The 21574-nt window shown below is 65.1% G+C and carries 21 protein-coding genes and 1 tRNA gene; 10 read left to right on the forward strand and 12 right to left on the reverse strand.

Features of this window, described 5'->3' with window-relative positions:
• The first annotated feature begins 126 nt into the window (after positions 1-126).
• Positions 127-732 carry a hypothetical protein gene (locus tag F3H95_RS02440; RefSeq protein WP_149744803.1) on the forward strand — a complete coding sequence of 202 codons (606 nt, stop codon included), beginning with the start codon at positions 127-129 and terminating at the stop codon, positions 730-732.
• Positions 733-782: 50 nt separating this feature from the next.
• On the opposite strand, the gene F3H95_RS02445 is transcribed toward F3H95_RS02440, so the two are convergent.
• Positions 783-857: transfer RNA gene (locus F3H95_RS02445), tRNA-Gln, on the reverse strand.
• A gap of 190 nt (positions 858-1047) precedes the next feature.
• Here F3H95_RS02445 and F3H95_RS02450 point away from each other — a divergent pair.
• The 3 genes from F3H95_RS02450 to F3H95_RS02460 all read left to right on the forward strand — a co-directional run bounded on the left by F3H95_RS02450 (position 1048) and on the right by F3H95_RS02460 (position 3305).
• Positions 1048-1353: a cupin domain-containing protein gene (locus F3H95_RS02450; protein ID WP_143125006.1), complete on the forward strand. Its 306-nt coding sequence runs from the start codon at positions 1048-1050 to the stop codon at positions 1351-1353.
• A gap of 3 nt (positions 1354-1356) precedes the next feature.
• Entirely contained in the window at positions 1357-2271 is a 915-nt protein-coding gene (locus tag F3H95_RS02455) for an MBL fold metallo-hydrolase (protein ID WP_149744804.1), read from the forward strand.
• Between the two features lie 284 nt (positions 2272-2555).
• The gene (locus F3H95_RS02460) at positions 2556-3305 is read left to right on the forward strand and encodes an SDR family oxidoreductase (RefSeq protein WP_149744805.1); all 750 of its coding nucleotides are present in this window, start codon (positions 2556-2558) and stop codon (positions 3303-3305) included.
• A 56-nt stretch (positions 3306-3361) separates the two neighbouring features.
• Here F3H95_RS02460 and F3H95_RS02465 read toward each other — a convergent pair whose 3' ends face one another.
• Positions 3362-4273: a DUF1499 domain-containing protein gene (locus tag F3H95_RS02465; protein ID WP_149744806.1), complete on the reverse strand. Its 912-nt coding sequence runs from the start codon at positions 4271-4273 to the stop codon at positions 3362-3364.
• 137 nt (positions 4274-4410) lie between these two features.
• Here F3H95_RS02465 and F3H95_RS02470 point away from each other — a divergent pair, with 137 nt between their 5' ends.
• A complete protein-coding gene (locus F3H95_RS02470) occupies positions 4411-4686 on the forward strand; it encodes a hypothetical protein (RefSeq protein ID WP_149744807.1) in 276 nt (91 codons plus the stop codon).
• Positions 4687-4737: 51 nt separating this feature from the next.
• Positions 4738-5808: a glycosyltransferase family 4 protein gene (locus F3H95_RS02475; protein ID WP_188134273.1), complete on the forward strand. Its 1071-nt coding sequence runs from the start codon at positions 4738-4740 to the stop codon at positions 5806-5808.
• Between the two features lie 24 nt (positions 5809-5832).
• Here the strand turns inward: F3H95_RS02475 and F3H95_RS27410 are convergent, their stop codons facing one another.
• From F3H95_RS27410 to ppdK, 3 genes are all read right to left on the reverse strand, one after another.
• On the reverse strand, positions 5833-6102 hold the full coding sequence (locus F3H95_RS27410) for a BrnA antitoxin family protein (protein WP_149744809.1): 270 nt from the start codon (positions 6100-6102) through the stop codon (positions 5833-5835).
• On the reverse strand, positions 6038-6463 hold the full coding sequence (locus tag F3H95_RS02485; RefSeq protein WP_348530038.1) for a BrnT family toxin: 426 nt from the start codon (positions 6461-6463) through the stop codon (positions 6038-6040). Before F3H95_RS02485 ends, F3H95_RS27410 begins: the two co-directional genes overlap by 65 nt.
• A 75-nt stretch (positions 6464-6538) precedes the next feature.
• Entirely contained in the window at positions 6539-9211 is a 2673-nt protein-coding gene (gene ppdK, locus F3H95_RS02490; protein ID WP_149744811.1) for a pyruvate, phosphate dikinase, read from the reverse strand.
• Positions 9212-9277: 66 nt separating this feature from the next.
• On the opposite strand from ppdK, the gene F3H95_RS02495 reads away from it, so the two are divergent.
• A complete protein-coding gene (locus F3H95_RS02495; RefSeq protein WP_149744812.1) occupies positions 9278-9580 on the forward strand; it encodes a hypothetical protein in 303 nt (100 codons plus the stop codon).
• A gap of 549 nt (positions 9581-10129) precedes the next feature.
• On the opposite strand, the gene F3H95_RS02500 is transcribed toward F3H95_RS02495, so the two are convergent.
• The 6 genes from F3H95_RS02500 to F3H95_RS02525 form a co-directional block, all read right to left on the reverse strand.
• On the reverse strand, positions 10130-10555 hold the full coding sequence (locus tag F3H95_RS02500) for an Ivy family c-type lysozyme inhibitor (protein WP_149744813.1): 426 nt from the start codon (positions 10553-10555) through the stop codon (positions 10130-10132).
• Positions 10556-10566: 11 nt separating this feature from the next.
• Positions 10567-14028, reverse strand: coding sequence for a chromosome segregation SMC family protein (locus F3H95_RS02505; RefSeq protein ID WP_149744814.1), 3462 nt, complete (start codon positions 14026-14028; stop codon positions 10567-10569).
• A 105-nt stretch (positions 14029-14133) separates the two neighbouring features.
• Positions 14134-14838 carry a DsbA family protein gene (locus F3H95_RS02510; RefSeq protein ID WP_143124994.1) on the reverse strand — a complete coding sequence of 235 codons (705 nt, stop codon included), beginning with the start codon at positions 14836-14838 and terminating at the stop codon, positions 14134-14136.
• Between the two features lie 154 nt (positions 14839-14992).
• Complete coding sequence (locus tag F3H95_RS02515) at positions 14993-15490, reverse strand: DUF721 domain-containing protein (protein ID WP_244617853.1); 498 nt, start codon at positions 15488-15490, stop codon at positions 14993-14995.
• 18 nt (positions 15491-15508) lie between these two features.
• Complete coding sequence (locus F3H95_RS02520) at positions 15509-16744, reverse strand: O-antigen ligase family protein (RefSeq protein WP_149744816.1); 1236 nt, start codon at positions 16742-16744, stop codon at positions 15509-15511.
• A gap of 165 nt (positions 16745-16909) precedes the next feature.
• Positions 16910-17659 (reverse strand): glycosyltransferase family 25 protein, encoded by a 750-nt coding sequence (locus F3H95_RS02525; RefSeq protein WP_149744817.1) that lies wholly within the window; start codon positions 17657-17659, stop codon positions 16910-16912.
• Positions 17660-17735: 76 nt separating this feature from the next.
• Here F3H95_RS02525 and mutY point away from each other — a divergent pair, with 76 nt between their 5' ends.
• Genes mutY through F3H95_RS02540 form a run of 3 tightly spaced genes read left to right on the forward strand, consistent with a single transcriptional unit; the run spans position 17736 to position 19808 of the window.
• The gene (gene mutY, locus F3H95_RS02530) at positions 17736-18836 is read left to right on the forward strand and encodes an A/G-specific adenine glycosylase (RefSeq protein ID WP_149745090.1); all 1101 of its coding nucleotides are present in this window, start codon (positions 17736-17738) and stop codon (positions 18834-18836) included.
• A 42-nt stretch (positions 18837-18878) separates the two neighbouring features.
• Complete coding sequence (locus tag F3H95_RS02535) at positions 18879-19487, forward strand: HAD family phosphatase (protein WP_149744818.1); 609 nt, start codon at positions 18879-18881, stop codon at positions 19485-19487.
• A gap of 18 nt (positions 19488-19505) precedes the next feature.
• Entirely contained in the window at positions 19506-19808 is a 303-nt protein-coding gene (locus tag F3H95_RS02540; RefSeq protein WP_149744819.1) for an antibiotic biosynthesis monooxygenase, read from the forward strand.
• A gap of 563 nt (positions 19809-20371) precedes the next feature.
• Here the strand turns inward: F3H95_RS02540 and F3H95_RS02545 are convergent.
• Positions 20372-21502 carry a site-specific DNA-methyltransferase gene (locus F3H95_RS02545; RefSeq protein ID WP_149744820.1) on the reverse strand — a complete coding sequence of 377 codons (1131 nt, stop codon included), beginning with the start codon at positions 21500-21502 and terminating at the stop codon, positions 20372-20374.
• Between the last annotated feature and the right edge of the window lie 72 nt (positions 21503-21574).

Consider the following 21574-nt stretch of genomic DNA (forward strand, 5'->3'; position numbering starts at 1 on the left):
TGCGCGGCGGCCGGCCGCCAGGCCTCCGCCGCCCGGGCCTCTGGTTCTCGCCCGGATGTCGCCTACATACGAAAAATCGACTTTTGCCACCGTCGTCGGCAGGTTGTGGCCTTGCGGGAATCCGTGATGATGATCAGGTCCATTGTCCGCCTTGCAACCTGTCTTGGCCTTGCCGTCCCGGCACAGGCGGCAGAGATCATAGACCTCTCTCCCACACCGGCCTATGGCCTGATCGCGATCCGTGGCCAGTTCCGCGCGGAGGACACACCCCGTTTCGCAGCTCTGGCGGACCGCTATCCGGCCGCAACAATCGTGTTGGAAAGCCCCGGCGGCGAACTGGAGCCCGCACTTGCGATCGGCGACACGATCCGCGCCCGCGGCTTTTCCACCAGCGTGCCGCCCGGCAGCCTCTGCGCCTCAGGCTGTGCGCTCGCCTGGCTTGCCGGTCGCACACGGGTGTTCTCCGCCTCATCGCTGCTGATCGTCCACGGTGCATTCCGATACCGCACGGACGGCGGCCTGGAAGAAAGCCCGAGGGGCAACGCCCGGGCGAGAACCTATCTCTCCCGCCTCGACCTTCCCCCGGCGCTGATCGCCTTTGCCACGCAAGCACGCCCGGGCGACCTGCGCCAGCTCACGCCCGACCTGCTGCACCGCTTCGGCCTTGCCGCCACGCTGCTGCCCGCCCCACGAACCGACCTGCCCTTCCCGCCACGACCAGCGCGCAGGTGAGGAAGGCAGAACCAGATGACCAAGACGTCGATTTGGGACGAGCGAAAATGTGGCTGGGGCGCCAGGATTCGAACCTGGGAATGCCGGTACCAAAAACCGGTGCCTTACCGCTTGGCGACGCCCCAACGTCAACGGCCGCTCGGTCGAGTCCGAAAAAAGGACGTTCGACACAGGCCGCAGGCAGGCGCCTCATTAGCAAAGGTGCCGGCGGCTCACAATGTCTAACTGGTGCCGCATGACAGATTTTTATGCGCGCAGGCCCCCTGCCGTGCTAGGTCTTTGACCTGCCTGCATCGCCTTTCCGGGAGCCTGTTCATGAGTGCCTTTCGCGCCCGCCCGCCCGCCATTCCCACCACGCTGGTCGATGATGCCGTCACCCGCATCATCCGCTGGGATTTCGAGCCGGGGGCCGATACCGGCGTGCACACCCATGGCCTCGGCTACGTGGTGGTGCCGATGACGGACTGCCATTTCCTGATCGAGGAAGGTGACTCGGCCCGGGAAGCCTTCGTGGCACAGGGCGCTGCCTACCGGCGCGAGGCGGGCGCCACGCACAACGTCGTCAATGCCGGGTCCGAGCCGATGTCCTTCATCGAGATCGAGTACAAGCAGGCCCTTTAGAGCATGGAAAGCCCGGATTTCGACCTCTCCTTCACGCCGGCCCATGGCGAAGCTGTGGCCATTGCGCAAGGGGTGTGGCGCATCACCTGCAACAACCCCTCCCCCTTCACCTTCCATGGCACCAATTCCTACATTGTCGGGCGCGGGCGGCAGGTGGCCGTCATCGATCCCGGCCCGGAAGACGAGGCGCATTTCGAAGCGCTGATGCGGGCGCTCGCCGGTCGCAGCGTCAGCCATATCCTGATCAGCCATACCCATCGCGACCACTCGCCGCTGGCCGGCCGCCTCCAAGCGGAAACCGGTGCGAAGACGGTCGCCGAAGGGCCACACCGCCCGGCCCGGCCCCTTTATGCCGGCGAGGTCAATCCCTTCGCGGAAAGCTCCGATCATGATTTTCGGCCGGATATTGCGCTGGGTGATGGCGAGGCGGTGGAGGGCGATGGATGGCGGCTGTCGGCCGTGCACACGCCGGGCCACACGGCCAATCATTGCGCCTTCGCACTGGATGGCACCGGCATCCTGTTTTCGGCCGATCATGTGATGGCCTGGGCCACCACGATCGTGGCACCGCCCGATGGCTCCATGGCCGATTTCATGGCCTCCCTCGACAAACTGCTGTCGCGTGACGAGGACCGGATTCTCCTGCCCGGCCATGGCGGCCCCGTCGCCGATCCGCCGGCGTTCCTCAGGGCACTGCGCACCCACCGGCGCATGCGCGAACGCGCCATTCTGGAGCGCGTGAGAGCGGGGGACAGTGACATCGCGACCATGGTGAAGGCGATCTATGCCCGCACCGACCCGCGCCTGCACGGCGCTGCTGCCCTTTCGGTGCTGGCGCATCTGGAAGATCTGGTGGAGCGCGGCGAGGTCAAGACCGAGGGACCGCCGGCACTGACGGGGCATTATCACACAGGTTGAGCGCGGTCCAAACCAGAGGCCTTTCCTCCCCTCACATCTCCGCTGCCGGTCGAGGCGGCGGCGCCCACCCTCTGCGGACCCACTCGAACCCCGAGCGCTCCTTGACGATCTGCGCCGCCCGGCATCCGGCCCTCCGCCTCGCAGCAAGGCGCAACGTTTAGACGCTTGTGGCGGGGAAGACCGGCACAGACGCAGCAGCGACCTGCTCTCACGCGCAGGAATCGGGTGTCGGAGACGGATGCGTGTCCGCTAAGCCTCGGCCTCCACAAACACGGAGAGCAAATATGGGACTTCTGCAAGACAAGGTGGCCATCATCAGCGGCGCCTCCTCGGGCATCGGGCGGGCCGCCGCGCTTCTGTTTGCACGCGAAGGTGCGGCCGTCGTACTGAACGCGCGCGGCATCGGCGGGCTGGAGCGTGTCGCAGACGATATCCGTCAGGCGGGCGGCAAGGCGCGTATTCTGGCCGGCGATGCGAGCATGGCAGAGACGCAGGACGCGCTGGTGGCCGCAGCGGAAGCGGATTTCGGCGGCCTCGACATCGCCTTCAACAATGCCGGCACCGTCGGTGCGGCGCGCCCGCTTGCCGAACTCACGCCGGACGAATGGCGGCACACCCTGACCGCCAACCTGACGGCAGCCTTTCTGGCCAGCCGTGCGCAGATCCCGGCCATGCTGCGGCGCGGCGGCGGATCGATCGTCTTCACCTCCAGCTTCGTCGGAACCAGTGTTGGCCTGCCCGGCATGGCGGCCTATGCAGCCGCGAAGGCGGGGCTGATGGGTCTCGTGAAGGGCATCACGGCCGATTATGGTGCGCAGCAAATCCGTGCCAACGCGCTTTTGCCGGGCGGCACCGATACCGGCATGGCCGGGACGCAGGCGCAGAAGGACTGGGCGGCCAGCCTGCATGCCATGAAGCGGATTGCCCGGCCGGAAGAGATCGCCGCGGCCGCCCTGTTTCTGGCAGGGCCGGGTGCCAGCTTCGTGACCGGTTCCGCACTGTTTGCCGATGGCGGCAATGCCGCGGTGAAATGATCGCAAAAAGGGGCCGGTCCGCGGGCCGGCTCATGCCCTTGCCGATCCCGCCGCTCTCATTCCGCCGCGATCCCCAGCAGCTCCGCATCCAGCGCGCGCAAAAAACCCTCGGCGATCTCGGCGCCCTGGCCAAGATCATGCGGACCGAAGCGGCTTGCCACGCGCATGTCCACCAGCGTGGTTTCTTCCTCCTCGCGCAGGCGCACCACAAGATCGAAGGGAAGGCCGAGAATCAGCGTGCGCGTTTCGCCCTGCAGCAGGAGATCGCCATTATCAGCCACCGGCACTGGCGAGGGCTCGATCAGCGAGGGGCGCGGCAGCGGAACGGGAATGACATCGGGCACAGGCCGGTTGGCGGCGCCGGTGGCGGGCAGCGCCTTTTCCACCGCCGGTGGGGCCGCGCCCCCGGCGGCCATGCGGCGGGTATTCTGGAAGTGGATCCGGTTTTCCTTGCCGACCTTGATCACCGCCTCGTAGACGCGGTCGAGCGCGCCCTCATACCGTCGACCGGTGAGCGCGGGATAGGCAAGCCGCTGCCGGTCGCGATCGGCGGAAGAGACGACGGAGGAGCGCGGTAACCAGATCTGCGCGGCCTCCACCGGCATCTTCCAGGCCGGCGGATCATCCGGATCGGTCGTCACGTCATAAAGACGCGGCAGGCTCTGGTAAAGAAACAGGCCATAGGCCACGAGGGCGAGCGGCGGCAGCGCACAGATCAGCGCCTTTAGCGAGGCAATTCCGCCCAGGGCGCCCACCTGCCACAGCTGCACCAGCCCGCGCAGGGCCAGTGGCACGCCGAGGGCCGCAAGCGCCCCCGCCGCCAGCAGCAGCGCAACAAGATGCGGCGTCGACAGCGGCCCGAATCGATGCGCCAGAATGGCCAGCACGAACAGCACAAGGCCGCCCTCGGCCAGCCGCTTGCCGGCATGGGCAGCCCTGGATACCGGCCTCACGAAGCGTACGGTCATCTCGTCTTTCCGGCGTTGAATGCCTCTTTGGACTGGTTGGGCAGGATCGCGGCCTTCCCTGCCTTGCCATCGCTCCTATCTTCTATGACATGCTGCGCATTGCGTCACCCTTGCTGATTGCCCGGAGGAACCAGGCCATGACTGTTACCCGCCCCCTCGCCGCGCTGCTGCTGATTACAGCCGCCGGCCTGCTGTCCGCCTGCCAGAGCCTGACGCCGGAACAGCAGCGCGCGACGGACGAGCGCACCTGCGCCGGCTATGGTTTCAGACCGCAGACGGACGCCATGGCCCGCTGCCTGCTGGATCTGGAACTGGACCGCCGCGCCGACATGCGCGCCTTCCAGACCCGTTCATCCCTGATGTTCGACCGGCCGGTGATCCTGGAGCGGCGGGTGATCGTAGAGCGGCAGTAAATACCCGCCAACCGCCGTGCCATCCGGCATCGTCACAGCAGGATCGCCCCCTTGCCCCCAGGGATCTTCTTCCTTTCCAGCGCCGATTATGCCCGTCGCACCGGCGGCTACGTCTACAATACGAGGCTCCTTGCGGCACTGGAGCAGCAGGGGGCCGAGGTGCAGCCCCTGACGCTGCCGACCGGCTTTCCCACCGTGCCGCAGAGGGACCGTGCGGGACTTCTCGCAACGTTGAAGGCGCTTCCATCCGGCAGCGTCGTCCTGACCGATCATATCTATCTCTGCGATCTCGCGGAGGTTTTTGCCGAAACAGCCTTGCCGGTGGTCTCGGTCTTCCACCACTCGCTGGTGGAGGAACAGGGGGCATCCGCCGGCGACAGGGCGCAGGCGCTCAGGCAGGCAGAGGCGGCAGCGATCGCACGCTCGGCCCGCGTGCTGGTGTCATCGGCGGAAACCGCGCACTATCTCAAAAGCCACTATGGCGCTGATCCGCACAAGCTGCGGGTATCGGTTCCCGGCAATCTGCACGTCCCCCGGTCGGCCGTAGGCCGCCGCTCCGGGCCGGCCAGCATTCTCTCGGTCGGCGCCATCATTGCCCGCAAGCGCTACGACTACATGCTGGAGGTGGCCGCCCATCTCGCCGATCTCGACTGGCGCTGGCAGATTGCCGGCGATCCCGATCGCGATCCCGCCCATGTTGCCGCCCTCACCGCGCGCGCCAAAGAACTCGGATTGGCGGATCGGCTGACCTTTCTCGGCGACGTTTCCGACGAAAACCTGGAGGCCGCGTGGCAGGCGGCGGACCTCTATGTCGCGACCTCCTATTATGAAGGCTATGGCATGGCCGTCGCGGAAGCCTTGCGCCACGGCGTTCCCGTCGTCACCACCGCCTCTGGCGCCGTCGCCACCTGGGCAACCGGCGGCGTGCTGCAGGCACCCGCCGACGACGCGGCCGCCATGGCAGCCCTCATCCGCCCGCTGCTTGCCAACCGCCCGCGGCTGCAGACCCTTTCCGATACCGCCTGGATCTTCGGTCAGACGCTGCCGACCTGGGAGGAGACCTTTGCGGGACTGGGGGAGTGGATACAGAGCGCCACGCATGGGTCAGCGCACTCCCGTTGATCGCCAAGGTGTCTCGCAGGCGCCTTAGCGATGCGCCCGCACATAGGCCCGCAGAACATTCTGCATGCGGGTCAGATGACCCTTGCCATCCTTCTTGAAGAATTCCAGCACCTCGGGTTCCAGTTTCAGCAGCACCGGCTGAACGCTCTTTGGGTCTTCGATCATCGCCTTGTCCCAGAACTCCCGACCCAAACTTTCGCCTGCCGACGCTTGCGGATCGTGAAACAGCTCACCCTTGGCCTTCATCTTCCGGATCTCGGCGAGCGATGCGCTCTTGATAGTAGGATCTTTCATCGCGGCCTCCTTTCCATGCCGTGATCAGGCGCGTGAAACCGCCTCGTTGTGTGTGGACGACGACGAAACATTCATCATCGACCATGCCCAGAGATATCCATCTTTCCTCGCCGTAATCGCGGCGATTATCGAGCCTGCTGAGAACGTGCCCCTCAAAGATCAGCGCTGCATAGAGAATATCAACGCCACGCTGCCTGATCAGCAATTGTCGCTTCTCTTCGTCCCGCTGGAACTCCACTCCCCGGACTCTCCCTCCACCGATTCCGCCAGAGGGAGCCGCAGAAGAGCAGCTCCTCCACTCGCCGCCAGCCGGGGAAAGTATATACTGAAAACATATACTTTCAACATGACCTGCGGACACGAGCGCGCCAAACCGGCGCGACGCAGCCTGGTAGGCCCCAGCGGGCCCCAGTTCATCGACCGCCGATGAAACCGACTATCCGCGGCGGCGCTCCTCGATCGCCGCCTGGGCAGCGGCCAGCCTTGCGATGGGCACGCGGAAGGGCGAGCAGGAGACGTAATCGAGGCCGACCTCCTCGCAGAAGCGGATGGAGGTGGGGTCGCCACCATGCTCGCCGCAGATGCCGAGCTTGAGGTTGGCCTTGGTCTTGCGGCCGCGCTCGGCGGCGATGCGGATCAGTTCGCCGACGCCGTCGAAATCCAGCGAGATGAAGGGATCCTGCACGATGATGCCCTTGCGCTGGTAGGTGGGGATGAAGCTTGCCGCATCGTCGCGCGAGATGCCGAAGGTGGTCTGCGTCAGGTCATTGGTGCCGAAGGAGAAGAAATCGGCGGTTTCGGCAATCACATGCGCGCGGATGGCCGCGCGCGGCAGCTCGATCATCGTGCCGGCCAGATAGCCGATCGGCAGGCCGGTCTCGCGCGAGACATCAGCGGCGACCGTGTCGATGCAGGCCTTGACGTAATCGAGTTCGGCGCGCAGGCCGACCAGCGGCACCATGATTTCCAGCTCGACGGCTGCACCGGTCGCCTTTGCGGCCGCAGCCGCCGCCTCGAAGATGGCGCGGGCCTGCATTTCGGCAATTTCCGGATAGGAGATCGCCAGCCGGCAGCCGCGATGGCCGAGCATGGGATTGAATTCGTGCAGCGCCTCGACGCGCCGCGCCAGCTGCGCCGGCTCCATCTCCATGGCGGCCGCCACCTCCAGGATTTCCTCCTGGCTCTTCGGCAGGAATTCATGCAGCGGCGGATCGAGAAGACGGATCGTGACCGGCAGGCCGGACATGATGGTAAACAATTCGGTGAAATCCGAGCGCTGCATGGGCAGAAGCTTGTCGAGCGCCGCACGCCGCCCCGCCTCGTCCTCCGCCAGGATCATCTCGCGCATCACATGGATGCGGCCACCTTCGAAGAACATGTGCTCGGTGCGGCAGAGCCCGATGCCTTCCGCCCCGAAGGCCCGGGCGGCGCGGGCATCGGCCGGCGTATCGGCATTGGTGCGCACGGCCATGCGGCGCGCCTTGTCCGCCCAGTCCATCAGGCGGCCGAAATCGCCCGACAGTTCCGGCTGGATCATCGGCACCTCCCCCTTCAGCAGATGGCCGGAGGAACCGTCGACCGTCACCACCTCGCCGCGCTTCAGGGTGAAACCGGGGCCGACCAGCTGCTCGTTGCGCATGTCGACGCGAAGCCCGCCGGCGCCGACGACGCACGGGATGCCCATGCCGCGCGCCACCACCGCCGCATGGCTGGTCATGCCGCCGCGCGTGGTCAGGATCGCTTCAGCCACATGCATGCCGTGAATGTCTTCCGGGCTGGTTTCGCTGCGCACCAGCACCACCTTGCGCCCCTCGGCTTCCGCCGCCACCGCATCCTCGGCGGTAAAGACGATCTCGCCGGAGGCAGCGCCCGGCGAGGCCGGCAGACCGGAGCCGAGCACGGTGCGCGCCACGCGCGGATCGATGGTCGGGTGCAGAAGCTGGTCGAGCGAGGGGGGCTCGATGCGGCAGATCGCCTCCTCCTCGCTGATCACACCTTCATCGACGAGATCGACGGCGATCTTCATCGCGGCGCGCGTGGTGCGCTTGCCGGCGCGCGTCTGCAGCATCCACAGCCTGCCGCGCTCGACGGTGAACTCCACATCCTGCATGTCGCCGTAATGCGCTTCGAGCCGGTCGCAGATGGCGCGGAACTCGGCAAAAGTCTCCGGCATCAGCTTTTCCATGGAGGGCTTCTCGGAGCCGGAGGCAAGACGGCCTTCCTCCGTCAGCGATTGCGGCGTGCGGATGCCCGCCACCACATCCTCGCCTTGCGCGTTGATGAGAAATTCGCCGTAAAGACTCCTTTCGCCGGTCGAGGGATTGCGGGTGAAGGCAACGCCCGTGGCAGACGAGGAACCGAGATTGCCGAACACCATGGCCTGCACGTTGACGGCCGTGCCCCAGGCATGCGGGATCTGATGCAGGGTGCGGTAGGTGACCGCGCGGGCGTTGTTCCAGCTGGAAAAGACGGCCGCGATCGCCCGCCACAGCTGCAGTTCGGGATCCTGCGGGAAGGCTTCGCCCAGTTCCTCCTCGATCACCTGCTTGTAGAGCGAGACCACATGCTGCCATTCGACGGCAGACAACTCGGTGTCGTAATCATGGCCGAGGCGGGCCTTCTCGTCCTCGAGGATCTCCTCGAACACCTCGTGATCGAGCCCCATCACCACATCGCCATACATCTGGATGAAGCGGCGGTAGCTGTCCCAGGCAAAGCGGGCATCGCCGGAATCATGACCAAGCGCCTGCACCGTCTCGTCATTGAGGCCGAGATTGAGCACCGTATCCATCATGCCCGGCATGGAGGCGCGCGCGCCAGAGCGCACCGAGAGCAGCAGCGGCCGCTCGGCCCCGCCGAACCGACGGCCGGTCAGCCGCTCCATGTCGGCAAGGCCCGCGAGCACCTCGGCGCGAAGGCCGTCCGGCAGGCTCCGTGCATTGCCGAAATAATGCAGGCAGGCTTCGGTGACGATCGTCATGCCTGGCGGCACCGGCAGGCCAAGTGCTGCCATCTCGGCAAGGTTTGCACCCTTGCCGCCGAGCAGTGCCACATCGGCAGCCCCGCCTTCCGCCTTGCCGCCTCCGAAGCGGTAGACCCACTTTGTCATCGTTCTCCTCCAGACGAGCATGCACTGCTTCTTGTTTTACCAAGCATTTACAGGATGGCTGCGCGCTTGGAAACCACCTCCGAAAGGATGATGCTGCATTGCAACAAAAATGCGACCAAATCGGCAAGCTTTGCGGAGGAAGACAAAACGACGCCGGCGATTGCGGATCGGTCGGGCGGGCCGCACGGAACCGGGCAGGAACGTGGCGCTGCGGGACATGCACGATCCCTCAAGCACGCGACAGTTGATTGTGCGGCGCACAGCTGTGCATCAGCCATCCCGGAAGAAGGACAGCGCGTCATCGGCAATTGCAACGAAGATTTCATGACAAGGGAAGGAGATTGCGGGAGCGTTCCCAAGCAGAAATGAAAAGGCCGGGCGTCACCTAAGCGACAACCCGGCCGATTGAAAAGACTTCAACTATGTCTTAAGTCACTGAATTAGCAGACTTTGCGGGGCCGCCTGCTCCGGCCCCGCAAAGTCTTCCGGCAGGTACAGGAACCCCGCCGGGGGGTGCTGAAAAGCTGTCTTTCAATCGCATCTGTATGCTTCGTTGAGTGCTAGCATAAGATAAAATCTCGGAATTGCAACCAGATTGCATGGACGATTTCTTGTATTTTTGCACCGCACACATCCAAGATGCATCGCTGTATCATTGTGGCAACGCAACGGAAGCTTGCAGACGGAGCAACAAAACTTGACCCTACTTGATGCGCGTCACATCAGCGTCACGACGCCGAATGCGGATAGACCCTTCGCAGCCACCCCGCGTGATGAACCCGTCACCCCGCAGTACGCATCCCTCCGCCGGACGACTATAATAGACAATCGGATCACTTCAATCGCGGCTGGCCGGCAAATCGTATATTGAAGCCGTCATCCCGTCCCAGGGCGATGTCGAAAAAGGGCAGAGGCTCGTCAGAGTCCCGGCTTGCGCAGCAGCTCCATTGCCGCCTCGGGCGGGTTGCCGAGCACCAGTTCCCCGAGCGTGCGATCGGCGATGAAGACCCAGGCCACCTTGCCATCGGTGGAAAACAGAACCCGCAGGCGGCTTTCCGGGCAACGGCCGGCAAGGCACGCGCCAAACAGCTCGCGCGGCACGCCCTCCACCTGCACGGCCTCAGATGCGCCCGAGACATAGCGTGGATCGGTTGCCATGTTGCGCACCCATGGTGGCAGGGTCCGGGCTACGCGCAGAAGGTCACGCAGGCTTTTGTCGTGGGCGAGGGAGATCTTCAGGATTTCCTGCAGATAGCGGCCGGATTTCGCCTCCTCGCACAACGCAGCGAAAGCCGGCAGCAGGAAAAGGCCGAAAGCCGCCAGGAGCAGACGGAAATGCTGCATCACGCCTCCGTTCAGCTCGCCTCGCGCAGGAGTTCGGCCGTCTGCAGATCGACGGAGACCAGCTGGCTGACGCCCTGCTCCGCCATGGTGACGCCGAACAGGCGGCTCATGCGGGCCATGGTGATGGGATTGTGGGTGATGATGACGAAGCGTGTCTCGGTGGAGGCCGCCATCTCGTCCATCAGGTTGCAGTAGCGCTCCACATTGTGGTCATCGAGCGGCGCATCCACTTCGTCCAGCACGCAGATCGGCGCGGGATTGGTGAGGAAGACGGCAAAGATCAGCGCCATCGCCGTCAGCGCCTGCTCGCCGCCGGAGAGAAGCGTCATGGTCTGCGGCTTCTTGCCGGGCGGGCGGGCGAGGATTTCGAGCCCCGCCTCCAGCGGATCGTCGCTTTCGATCAGCTGCAGTTCGGCGGTGCCGCCGTTGAACAGATGGGTGAACAGTCGCTGGAACTGGCCGTTCACGACATCGAAGGCAGCAATGAGCCGCTCGCGGCCTTCGCGGTTGAGGCTCTGGATCGCGGCCCGCAGCTTCTTGATCGCATCAATGATGTCGTCACGTTCCTTGATGAGGGCGGCGAGCTTTTCGGACAGTTCCTTCTGCTCCTCGTCGGCGCGCAGGTTGACGGCGCCAAGCCGTTCGCGCTCCATCTTCAGCCGGTCCACCTCGCGTTCGACACCGGCCGTATCGGGAAGTTTGGCATCCGGCGTGACACCCGCCAGCCGGAAGGCTTCGTGCGGCTCCACAGACAGCGCCTGACGGATGGCGTTTTCGGCATCATGGCGACGCTCGGCGGCAGAAACGAGCCGCTCCTCGGCACGGCCGCGCTTTTCGCGCACATCGGCCAGTTCGGCAAGCGCGGTGGCGGCGAGACGGTCGGCCTCGCGCTGGCGGGTTTCCGCCTCGGCCAGCAGATCGCCGGAGGCGCGCCGTGCCTCTTCCGCCTTCTGCAACTCGTTCATGAGCGCCCGGCGCTTGTCGTCGAATTCCTCCGGCGCGAGATCCAGCTCCGCCACCTCCTCGCGCGCCTCGTCCTCGCGTTCGCGCAGCGTCCCGATCTGGTGGGCGGCGCTGGCGGCCCGGCTCTGCCAGCCCTGCCGCTCCTGCGCGATGGCCGACAGCCGGCGCCGGCGGGATTCGGTTTCGCGCGAAAGCCCTTCGAAGCGGGCGCGCGCTTCCGCCGCCGCCGCGCGATCCTGAGCGACGGAAAGCTGCTGTTCGCCAAGCCGCCGGTCGAGGCCGGCCAGATCCGGCGCCTCGTCCAGCTCGGCCCGCACCCCTTCCTCCTGCGCGGAAAGTTCCTCCAGCTGGCTCCGCAGCTGTTCGGCGGCATTGGCCAGGACGTCCCGGCGACGCATCAGGTCACCGGCTGCCCGTTCGGCCTGAGCCAGCGCCTCGCGCGCTTCCGAAAGGCTGCGGGTGGCAAGCCGGCTGCGCTCGCGCGCATCCCCAAGACGGACTTCCTCCGTGCGGATGGCCTCGCTCGCGCGCTGCAGAAGCGTCTCCGCTTCGGAGAGCACGATCTCCGCCTCCTCGACCTCCGCCTCCAGCTCCGACAACCGGTTCTTCTGGGCAAGACGCAAGGCGGCCGCACTCGGCGCCTCGGAGCCGGTCACGTGACCGTCCCAGCGATAGACCGCACCATCGCGCGTGACGAGCCGCTGGCCGGGCTTCAGCGCCGCCATCAGGCGGGCAGCATCGGCAGGATCGATCACGCCAACCTGTTTCAGGCGGCGGGCAAGCTGCGGCGGGGCCGTAACGCGGGTGATCAGCGGCACCGCGCCCTCCGGCAATGCCGGGTCGGCGGCACCATCCCCATTGCCGGCCCAGTGGGCCGGTGCGTCAGCCTCGAGCGGGCTGTCGAGATCATCACCGAGGGCAGCACCCAATGCCGTCTCGTAGCCGCGATCGACGCGCACCAGCTCGGCAACCGGCGAATAGCTGCCGCTGGCAGCACCTGCCGCCAGCATCTTGCCGATCGTGCGCGCTTCCGCCTGCAAGGCATTGAGAGTGGCGCGCGCCGCCTCCACGGGGCGACGGGCTTCGATCTCCGACTGTCGGGCACGGGCCAGAGCCTGTTCCACCGTCTCGATGGCAAGGCTTGCCTCCTCAAGCACGGTTTCCGCAGCCTCGACGGCCTCGCGGCGCTCTTCCGGGTCGGGCAGGCCGGCCAGCTTCTCATCCAGCGCGTCTGCTTCGCCACGGCTTTCGGACAGCTGGCGGTCCAGCCGCTGGCGACGATCGGCAATATCGCGGATGCTGCGTTCCAGCTGGGCACGCCCGGCAAAGGCCTCGGCGCGCTCGGCGGTGACGGCGGCAAACAGGCGCTCGCTTTCGGCAAGCCGCGCGGCCGCCTCCTCGAACAGAAGCCGGATCTCCTCCGCCTCCTCGCCCGACTGGTCGAGAAGTGCCTGCAGCTCCTCCTCCTCCGCATCGAGACGCTCGATGACGCCGGCATTGTCGGCCATCAGCTGCTCCTCGCGGCGGATGTCCTCGGCCAGCTGGGCGAGACGGCGGGTCAGATCGTCGCGACGGCGCAGCAGGCGTCCGGCCTCCTCCTCCAGCTGGCCACGGGCGATCTGCAGCCGTTGCAGGGCGGCGGCGGCGCGGGCTTCCGCCTCGCGCAGCTCCGGCAGTGTAAGGCTGGCGATCGCCTGCGCCTTGGCGGCCTCCATCTGCGCCTGCGCCTTTTCCGCCACCAGCGAGGTGATGGCGTTGAGGGCCGTACCGGCCTCATTTTCCGCATCACGCGCCTGCACCCAGCGAATATGCAGCAGCAGGGCCTCGCGCTGGCGGATATCGGCCGACAGCATCTTGAAGCGGTTGGCCTGGCGCGCCTGGCGCTTCAGGCTTTCGATCTGGCTCTCCAGCTGCGCGGTAATGTCTTCCAGCCGCTCCAGATTGGTTTCGGCGGCGCGCAGGCGCAGTTCGGCCTCGTGGCGTCTGGAATGCAGGCCGGAAATGCCGGCCGCCTCTTCCAGAAGCTGGCGGCGGGCCTGGGGCTTTGCCTGGATCAGCTCGCCGATGCGCCCCTGCCCCACCATCGAGGGCGAACGGGCGCCGGTGGAGGCATCGGCAAACAAAAGCTGCACATCCTTGGCGCGCGCCTCCTTGCCGTTGATGCGGTAGACGGAGCCCTGCTCGCGCTCGATGCGGCGCGACACCTGTATCTCGTCCGCATCGTTGAAGGCGGCCGGCGCCGTGCGGTCGCCATTGTCGAGAAACAGCGCCACTTCCGCCGAATTGCGGGCTGGCCGGTTGCCGGAACCGGAAAAGATCACGTCGTCCATGCCGGACGCGCGCATGTTCTTGTAGGAGTTTTCCCCCATCACCCAGCGCAGGGCCTCGACGAGGTTCGACTTGCCGCAGCCGTTCGGTCCGACCACGCCCGTCAGACCTGGCTCAATGATGAATTCTGTCGGTTCCACAAAGGACTTGAAGCCGACCAGGCGCAGCTTGTTGAACTTCATGGCGCCCCCCTCCCCGTCATGAACGACGGCGGGGCGAGGCAGGCAATGAAACGGAAAACGGGCGCAGGTGAACCACCGGCGCCCGCATCAGAGAAAACGGCCGGCTCAGAGGAAGCTGTCGATGAGTGCAGACATGGCTTCAACCGACATGTCTCCGGAATAGCGGTTGCCGTTGATGATGAAGGTGGGGGTCGAATTCACGCCGAATTCGTCCGCGCCGCGCTTCATCGTGGCATTCACATCATCGAGAAGCTTCTGGTTCGTCAAGCAGGCGGTGAAGCTCTCCTGTGTAAAACCGGCCAGTTTGGCGTTCTGCAGCAGGGCGGCGCGCACATTGCCGTCTGCCGGGGCCGCCCAGGCGCGCTGCTGCTTGAACAGCATCGAGACCATCGCGAAGTATTCCTTCGGACCGGAGAGTTCCTGCGGCTTCACCGGGTTGCAGCGGGCCAGCATGAAGGCGGCGGTTGCGACCGGATCGAACGGGAATTCGCGCAGGATGAAGCGCACCTTGCCGGTATCGACGTATTTTTCCTTGATCGGATCGAAGGTGGTGGCGTGGAAATGCGCGCAGTGCGGGCAGGTCATCGACATGTATTCGACGATGGTGACCTTGGCCTTCTCATCGCCGATGGCCATTTCCGGCAGCGTGCCGGGCTGCAGCACCTTCGCCATGTCCACCTTGCCGGAGGATTCGGGCTTGTCGTCCGCGAAAGCCTGTGTGGCAAGGCCGGCAACCGACAGGCCGACGGCGGAAGCTGCGACGCCGCCGAGCAGATGGCGTCTGGAGAGGGCGAAAGAGCGGATCGGCATGTATCAACACCTATTGTTCAGTGGAGCGCGAAAGTCCCTGGGTTTGTCCGTAGCCCGCCCCGCGCCGGGCGACAAGCACCAGGAAGCGCACATCTCTCAAACAATTGTGAGAGAGTTGCGATGAATCAAGAGCAAAACCGATGGATGGCGACATTCAGCGCCGGCCGCGCTTCGGCTGCAGCACGGCCGTGCCGAGGCGCTGGACGGCGCGTTTCAACGCATCGCTTTCGATCCCCTCCATCATCGCGTCGAGACGGCGGGCGGCCTCGCCGCGCAGCGGCTGCGGCGCAGGACGGTGACGCAGCTGGACGGACACCGGCTTCTGCACGATGCGCACCTGGCGGATGGCCGGAAAGCCGAAGAAGCCGTTGATGCGCTCGATCAGTTCGCCCTGCGCATGCGACAGGAACAGGGCACGCGCGCCCTCGCAGGCAATCGTCAGCACGCCCGGCTGGTAGCCCGCCTCGTCCCCGCCGTCACGGCGCGGCCAGGCAATCTTTTCCGGGCGCGTGCAATCGGCAAACTCCTCGCCGGCGATCTCATCCCAGGAGCCGAGCAGCGCCGTCGAGATTCCGGCGCGGCGCGCCAGCACCGGATCCATGATGCCATTGGCGATCTCGGCAATCTGCAGGGGGACTGGACGCTTGCTCATCATCGGGCTCGTTTCAGGTCAGAGTCGTTTCGCCGCCGCCGGCGTCAGCATGTCCCAGCGATGGAACTGCGCGAGGCAGACGCCGACGAACAGCATGATCGTCGACAGGCAAAGCTCATGATAGAACGGATCATGCAGAAGACCAAAGGCGCCGAGACTGCCAAGGACATAGACGGCGGACCGCCTGAGCACCGCATCCGGGGTCTTGCGCCAGACCGTGGCGAGAAACACCACAGGGATCGAGGCCAGCAGCAGAAGGCCGATCACGCCGTTGGCGAGAAGTTCCTGCAGCACGAAATTGTGCACGTGCTTGTAGCCCTCGATCAGCGAGGCGTGGTCGCCGGCCGCCTCGGTCATCAGACCGAACATGCGCATCAGGCCGACACCGGACACCAGGTGGTCGCCGATCACCACCAGCGCCGCCTGCCACATGGTCAGGCGAATGTCGCCGGACACCATGTCGGCATGCTCGCCCCCGTCGATGTAATAGTCATAGACGCTGAAAAAGCGCTCGATGAGCATCTCCCTCACCTGCGGCAGCAGCAGCAGGGCGACGAGCCCGGCCAGCAGCATGACAAAACGGGTCTTGCGCAGATGCGGGCGCCACTGTTCCGTGCGGCAGAAGAACTCGACGAGGAAGATCGTCGGCACCAGCACCAGAACGGCCCGCGTTTCCGTCAGGAACACCGGAAAGCTGGAGAGCGCCAGATACTGCATGCCGTTCGGCAGGAAGCGCGGCGGCTTTTCAAGATCGATGCTCGCCACCAGCGCCCCGATCAGCACCAGAAAGGCCATGATCGCCGCATTGCCGCCACCGCCATAGCGATCCGGGGCGTGGGCGAGGATCATGGCCACCGTGAGCGCCAGCAGGAACGTGGCGACCGAGCCAAGGCGCGCGCCAATAACGAAGTGGCGCAGCGGCCGGCGCACCAGACACAGGCCGGGAGAAATGAAGGAAACCCCGAGCAGGAGGCCCATGAAGCCAAGCTGCCGGTTATCCAGATTGAACTCGCCGCGCACCAGCATCAGCGCTGCGGAAAACAACGTATAGACCATCACCATGCCGGCCGGCGACGTCATCTGGCGACGCAGCCTGCGGCGGCTGGAGAAGGCGACATAAAGGCCACAGGCACCGAAGATGACGGCGACCGCCACGGGTGCCGGCATGTAGAGTGGAAAGAGCACGGCCGAAAGGCCGACAAGGAGCGGGTCGATCCGTCTGCGAAGCAGCAGCAATCGCTTTACCGTCATCATGCGCCTTTCATTGCTCCGGACAGCCCACCGATCAGGATACGGAGTTCTCCGCGTGGTCTCTTCCCGACGGGACCCGATGTGTTCGCCGACTGTGTCGTTTTGAAGGAACCCGCTCCCCACCGGCTCCCCACCGAAAGGCTCTCCGCGGGCATCCTCTGCTAGCCTCTAGAAAAACGTGTAGGCGGCGCGCCGCAGCGCTTCGCCGACGCGAAACAGGTGAGTTGGCATTTTCTTCCAGCCCCGCAACTTCAGCCCGCGATAATCGGCCTGGCTGGCGATCAGTGTCTCGTTGCGCAGCGCGCCAAAATCGATGAGGTTTTTCTCGCTGGTATAGATCGGCACGCCATGCTGCCATGATCGTTCCAGCGCGCTGTCGAGCGGCAGGGATTGCGGTCGCATGCCCGTGGCAAGTCTTTCCGCCGCCTTGGCCATCAGCAGATAGCAGGCAGACGAGCCCTGCGGCCCGAAGCGCGAAAACCCGACCCGATCGCCGCGCGCGCTGGTGAAGAGCGGCCGGAAGGCTACGGTGCGGTGGTTGACGAGCTTGACGACGCAATCGTCAGGCACGACCTCCAGAATGGAGAGCGCCCGCTGCATCAGGTCGGCACTGAGGGCCACGTCGTCCTCGATGACGAGGGCCGCCGGGCGGCCGCTGTCGGCCAGTTGGCGGAAGGCATTCAGGTGGCTCTGGTAGCAGCCATATTCGCCGGCCATCATCGGGCGGCCATTGCGCCGGCGGAACAGATCGACATCCGCATCGACCCAGTCGGCCTGCGGCACGAGGCTGCCATCGACGCCCGCGACCCGTTCCAGGGTGATGCCAAGCTCAGCGGCCTGCTGTTCGATCAGCCGGCGACGCGCAGCCGCCCGTTCGATATTGATCAGAAAGACCGGCAATTCCATCTGTTGCGCCATTGGCTTCCACGTCACCGCATTCTATCACTCCGGCCGACTGCTCGACCGCTCATCAAGACAAGGCCCCATGCATTCCATGCCGGACCCGTTCGAAACTCGCCTCACCCGCCATCTGCTCGACTGGTACGATCGCCATCACCGCGACCTGCCCTGGCGGGTGACACCGACCGCGCACCGTCAGGGACTGCGAGCCAACCCCTATCACGTCTGGCTGTCGGAAGTGATGCTCCAGCAGACAACCGTGCAGGCGGTCAAGCCTTATTTCCGAAAGTTTCTGGAGAGATGGCCTGATGTCTCGGATCTGGCCAGTGCACCGGTCGAGGATGTGATGGCCGCCTGGGCGGGACTTGGCTACTATGCGCGAGCCCGAAACCTCAAGAAATGCGCCGAGGCGGTGGCGAGCCTGCATGGTGGCGTCTTTCCCGATACGGAGGATGGCCTGCGCGCCCTGCCCGGCATCGGCGACTATACGGCTGCCGCCGTCGCCGCCATCGCGTTCAACCGGCCGGCCGCCGTGATGGATGGCAATGTGGAGCGCGTCATTTCGCGCCTCTACGCCATCGACGCGCCGCTGCCCGGTTCGAAACCGGTGATGAAAGCCCGCGTCAGGGCGATGACGCCCGTTGAGCGGCCGGGCGATTTTGCACAGGGCATGATGGATCTCGGCGCGACCATCTGCACGCCGAAGCGGCCAAGCTGCGTGCTCTGTCCCTTCCGCGACGACTGTCTGGCGCTTGGCCGCGACGATCCCGAGCGCTTTCCGGTGAAGGCGGCGAAGAAGGAAAAGCCGATCCGGCAGGGCGCCGCCTTCGTCGCCGTCTCCGCCGACGGCGCGGTGCTGCTCAGCCGTCGCCCCGCATCGGGCCTGCTCGGCGGCATGACGGAGGTGCCGACCACCAGTTGGACATCGCGGCAGGATGGCGGCACGACGCCCGATCACGCCCCCTTCCCCGCCGACTGGCAGCCTGCCGGCGTGGTGACCCATGTCTTCACCCATTTCGAACTCAGGCTGACGGTATTTCGCGCCCTGATCTCCACCCGACCGCTGATGCAGGGCTGCTGGTGGGAGCCGGTGGAACAACTGGAAGCACAGGCCTTGCCCACCGTGATGAAAAAGGCAATCACTCTGGCCATTCCACGCGCCTTTTCACCGGCATCGACGGCGCCAGACAGCTGAGCATGCCGCAGATCCTTTTCGCAAATCCCAGGAGGAGTTTTCATGACCATCGACCATATCGTCTTCGACATCGGCAAGGTGCTGATCCATTACGATCCGAACATTCCCTTCAGCCGGATCATTCCGGATGCCGAGGAGCGGCGCTGGTTCTTCGAAAATGTCTGCACGCATGACTGGAACGTGGAACAGGATCGCGGGCGCGAATGGCCGGTGGCCGAGGCAGAGCTGATTGCACAGTATCCCGAGCGCGAGGCGCAGATCCGCGCCTTCCGCAAGCACTGGCACGAAATGGTGCCACATGCCTATGAGGGCAGCGTCGCCATTCTGGAAGGCCTGATCGACGCCGGCCGTGACGTGACCATGCTGACCAATTTCGCCGCCGACACCTTCCGCCATGCGCGCGAGCTTTTCCCCTTCCTCAACCGGCCGCGCGGCGTCACCGTGTCCGGCGAAATCTTTCTGATCAAGCCGGATGTGGAGATCTACCGCCTGCACGCGAAGAATTTCGGCCTCGATCCGGCCCGGACGATCTTCATCGACGATTCCGCCGCCAATGTGGAGGGCGCCAAGGCCGCCGGCTGGCAGGCGGTGCAGTTCATCGATGCCGAGCGGCTGCGCGCCGATCTCGCCGCCTTCGGCATCACCGTCTGACCGGGAAAGGCCACCCGCATGAGCGACGGACAAGTCTATCTCGACGGCCATATCGACGTACCCGCCGACCGGCGGGCGGCCGTGGACGCCGCCCTTCCCGTGCACATCGCGCTGACGCGGGCCGAACCCGGCTGCCTGAAATTCGAGGTGACGGCTTGCGGCACCGTGGAAGGCCGCCTCCTGGTTTCGGAGATCTTCACCGACCAGGCCGCCTTCGACACCCATCAGGCCCGCACCAAATCCTCCGACTGGTTTCAGGTGACCGCCGGCATTCCGCGTGATTATACGATCCGGGTCGAGGGAGACACCCCGCCGCGTTGAAAGCCTGCGCGGATGTGGTATGCTTCAGGAGTGAGATCAGGAGCTGGAACTCCTGACCTCGTTTCGCTTAGCTTAAGAATTGAACCCGGACGCGCACTGACCAGCCTGTCCGGGTTTTTCTTATCTCAAGCGTGATTAAGACAGGCATCCCCATCATCATCACTCCTGCTCGGGAGCAGAGCCTCTGCCTCGGCCGGTGCGGCTCATCCTCACCGGTCGACGCCGGCTGGCACGGCGCCTGCCGCTTCGCTCCCGACAGCGGAACGGTAGCAGGCGGAACGGAAATAACCAAGGGTTGCAAAGAGTGATGCGCGCACCCACTCGCGGTGCGGAGCTCGGCACCAAGACCCAAACAGGTCTTCAAAAAACAACGCCCGGGTCCTTGCGGATCCGGGCGTCGTTGCCTCTGACGGGACTGGAACCGACGAGAGGCCTCATTGACGGGGGCGGTGGATCGACTATCTCCGTGCAACGAGTATTTCGTCCAGAGAGAGCGTCGAATCAGGCAAAAGCATGGTCGGCGCCCATCACGGCCTTGTGTAGTCAAGCACTCAGTCCGGTCTTCAGTCGAGCGCAGCCATGTCCCGCCGCACGATGGCGCGCAGCGCATCGATAGGCTTCAAGACACCTTCTTCCTCGTAATACCAGAAGGTCCAGCCATTGCAGGTGTCAAAACCTTGCACCTTTGCGCCGACGCGGTGGATGGAGCCGGCCTCGCCGCCGGAAACCAGCGTACCATCGGCGCGCACGATGGCGCTGACCCGGCGCTTGGCATCCGTCAGCACCTGGCCGGGCTTCACCATGCCGCTTTCCACCAGCGTGTTGAAGGCGACCCGCGGTTCAGCCTTCTTGCCGGAGAGAACGGTGAGTTCCACCTTGCCGAGCGGTTCCACCGCCGCGATGCGGGCGGAGGCCGCATCGATGTAATCCTGCTCGCGCTCGATGCCCACGAAGTTGCGGCCGAGACGCTTGGCGACGGCACCGGTGGTGCCCGAGCCGAAGAAGGGATCGAGGATCACGTCGCCGGGCCTGGTGGAGGCCATGATGATGCGGGCCAGCAGCGCTTCCGGCTTCTGCGTCGGATGGATCTTCTTGCCGTCGTCGTCCTTCAGCCGCTCGTGGCCGCTGCAGATCGGAAACAGCCAGTCGGAGCGCATCTGCACGTCATCGTTGGAGGCCTTCAGCGCATCATAGTTGAAGGTGTAGGATTTCGCCTTGGGATCGCGGCTTGCCCAGATCAGCGTCTCATGCGCGTTCTGGAAGCGACGGCCCTTGAAGTTCGGCATCGGGTTCGTCTTGCGCCAGACGATGTCGTTCAGCAGCCAGAAGCGCAGATCCTGCAGCATGGAACCGACGCGGAAGATGTTGTGATAGGAGCCGATGACCCAGATCGTGCCATTCGGCTTCAGCACGCGCCGGCAGGCCAGCAGCCAGGCGCGGGTAAAGGCATCATAGGCCTGAAAGCTCTCGAACTGGTCCCATTCGTCATCGACGGCATCGACAAGCGACTGGTCCGGCCGGTGCAGCATGCCGCCAAGCTGCAGATTGTAGGGAGGATCGGCAAAAATGACATCGACCGACTGGTCGGGCAGTGCTTCCAATGCGGCGACGCAATCGCCCTTGATGATGCTGTTGAGCCAGGAATCGGGACGCGGTTCGGCCCTCAAGGCCGCAAGCGGAAGAACGGATGCCATCTGATACTCGCTGAACGCTGACTCGGAATACGTTTACAGATTGTTATGGTTACCCAGTTTGGTTACCAAAGA

The organism is Rhizobium sp. RU35A (assembly GCF_900156005.1).
Classification (GTDB): Bacteria; Pseudomonadota; Alphaproteobacteria; order Rhizobiales; family Rhizobiaceae; genus Neorhizobium; species Neorhizobium straminoryzae.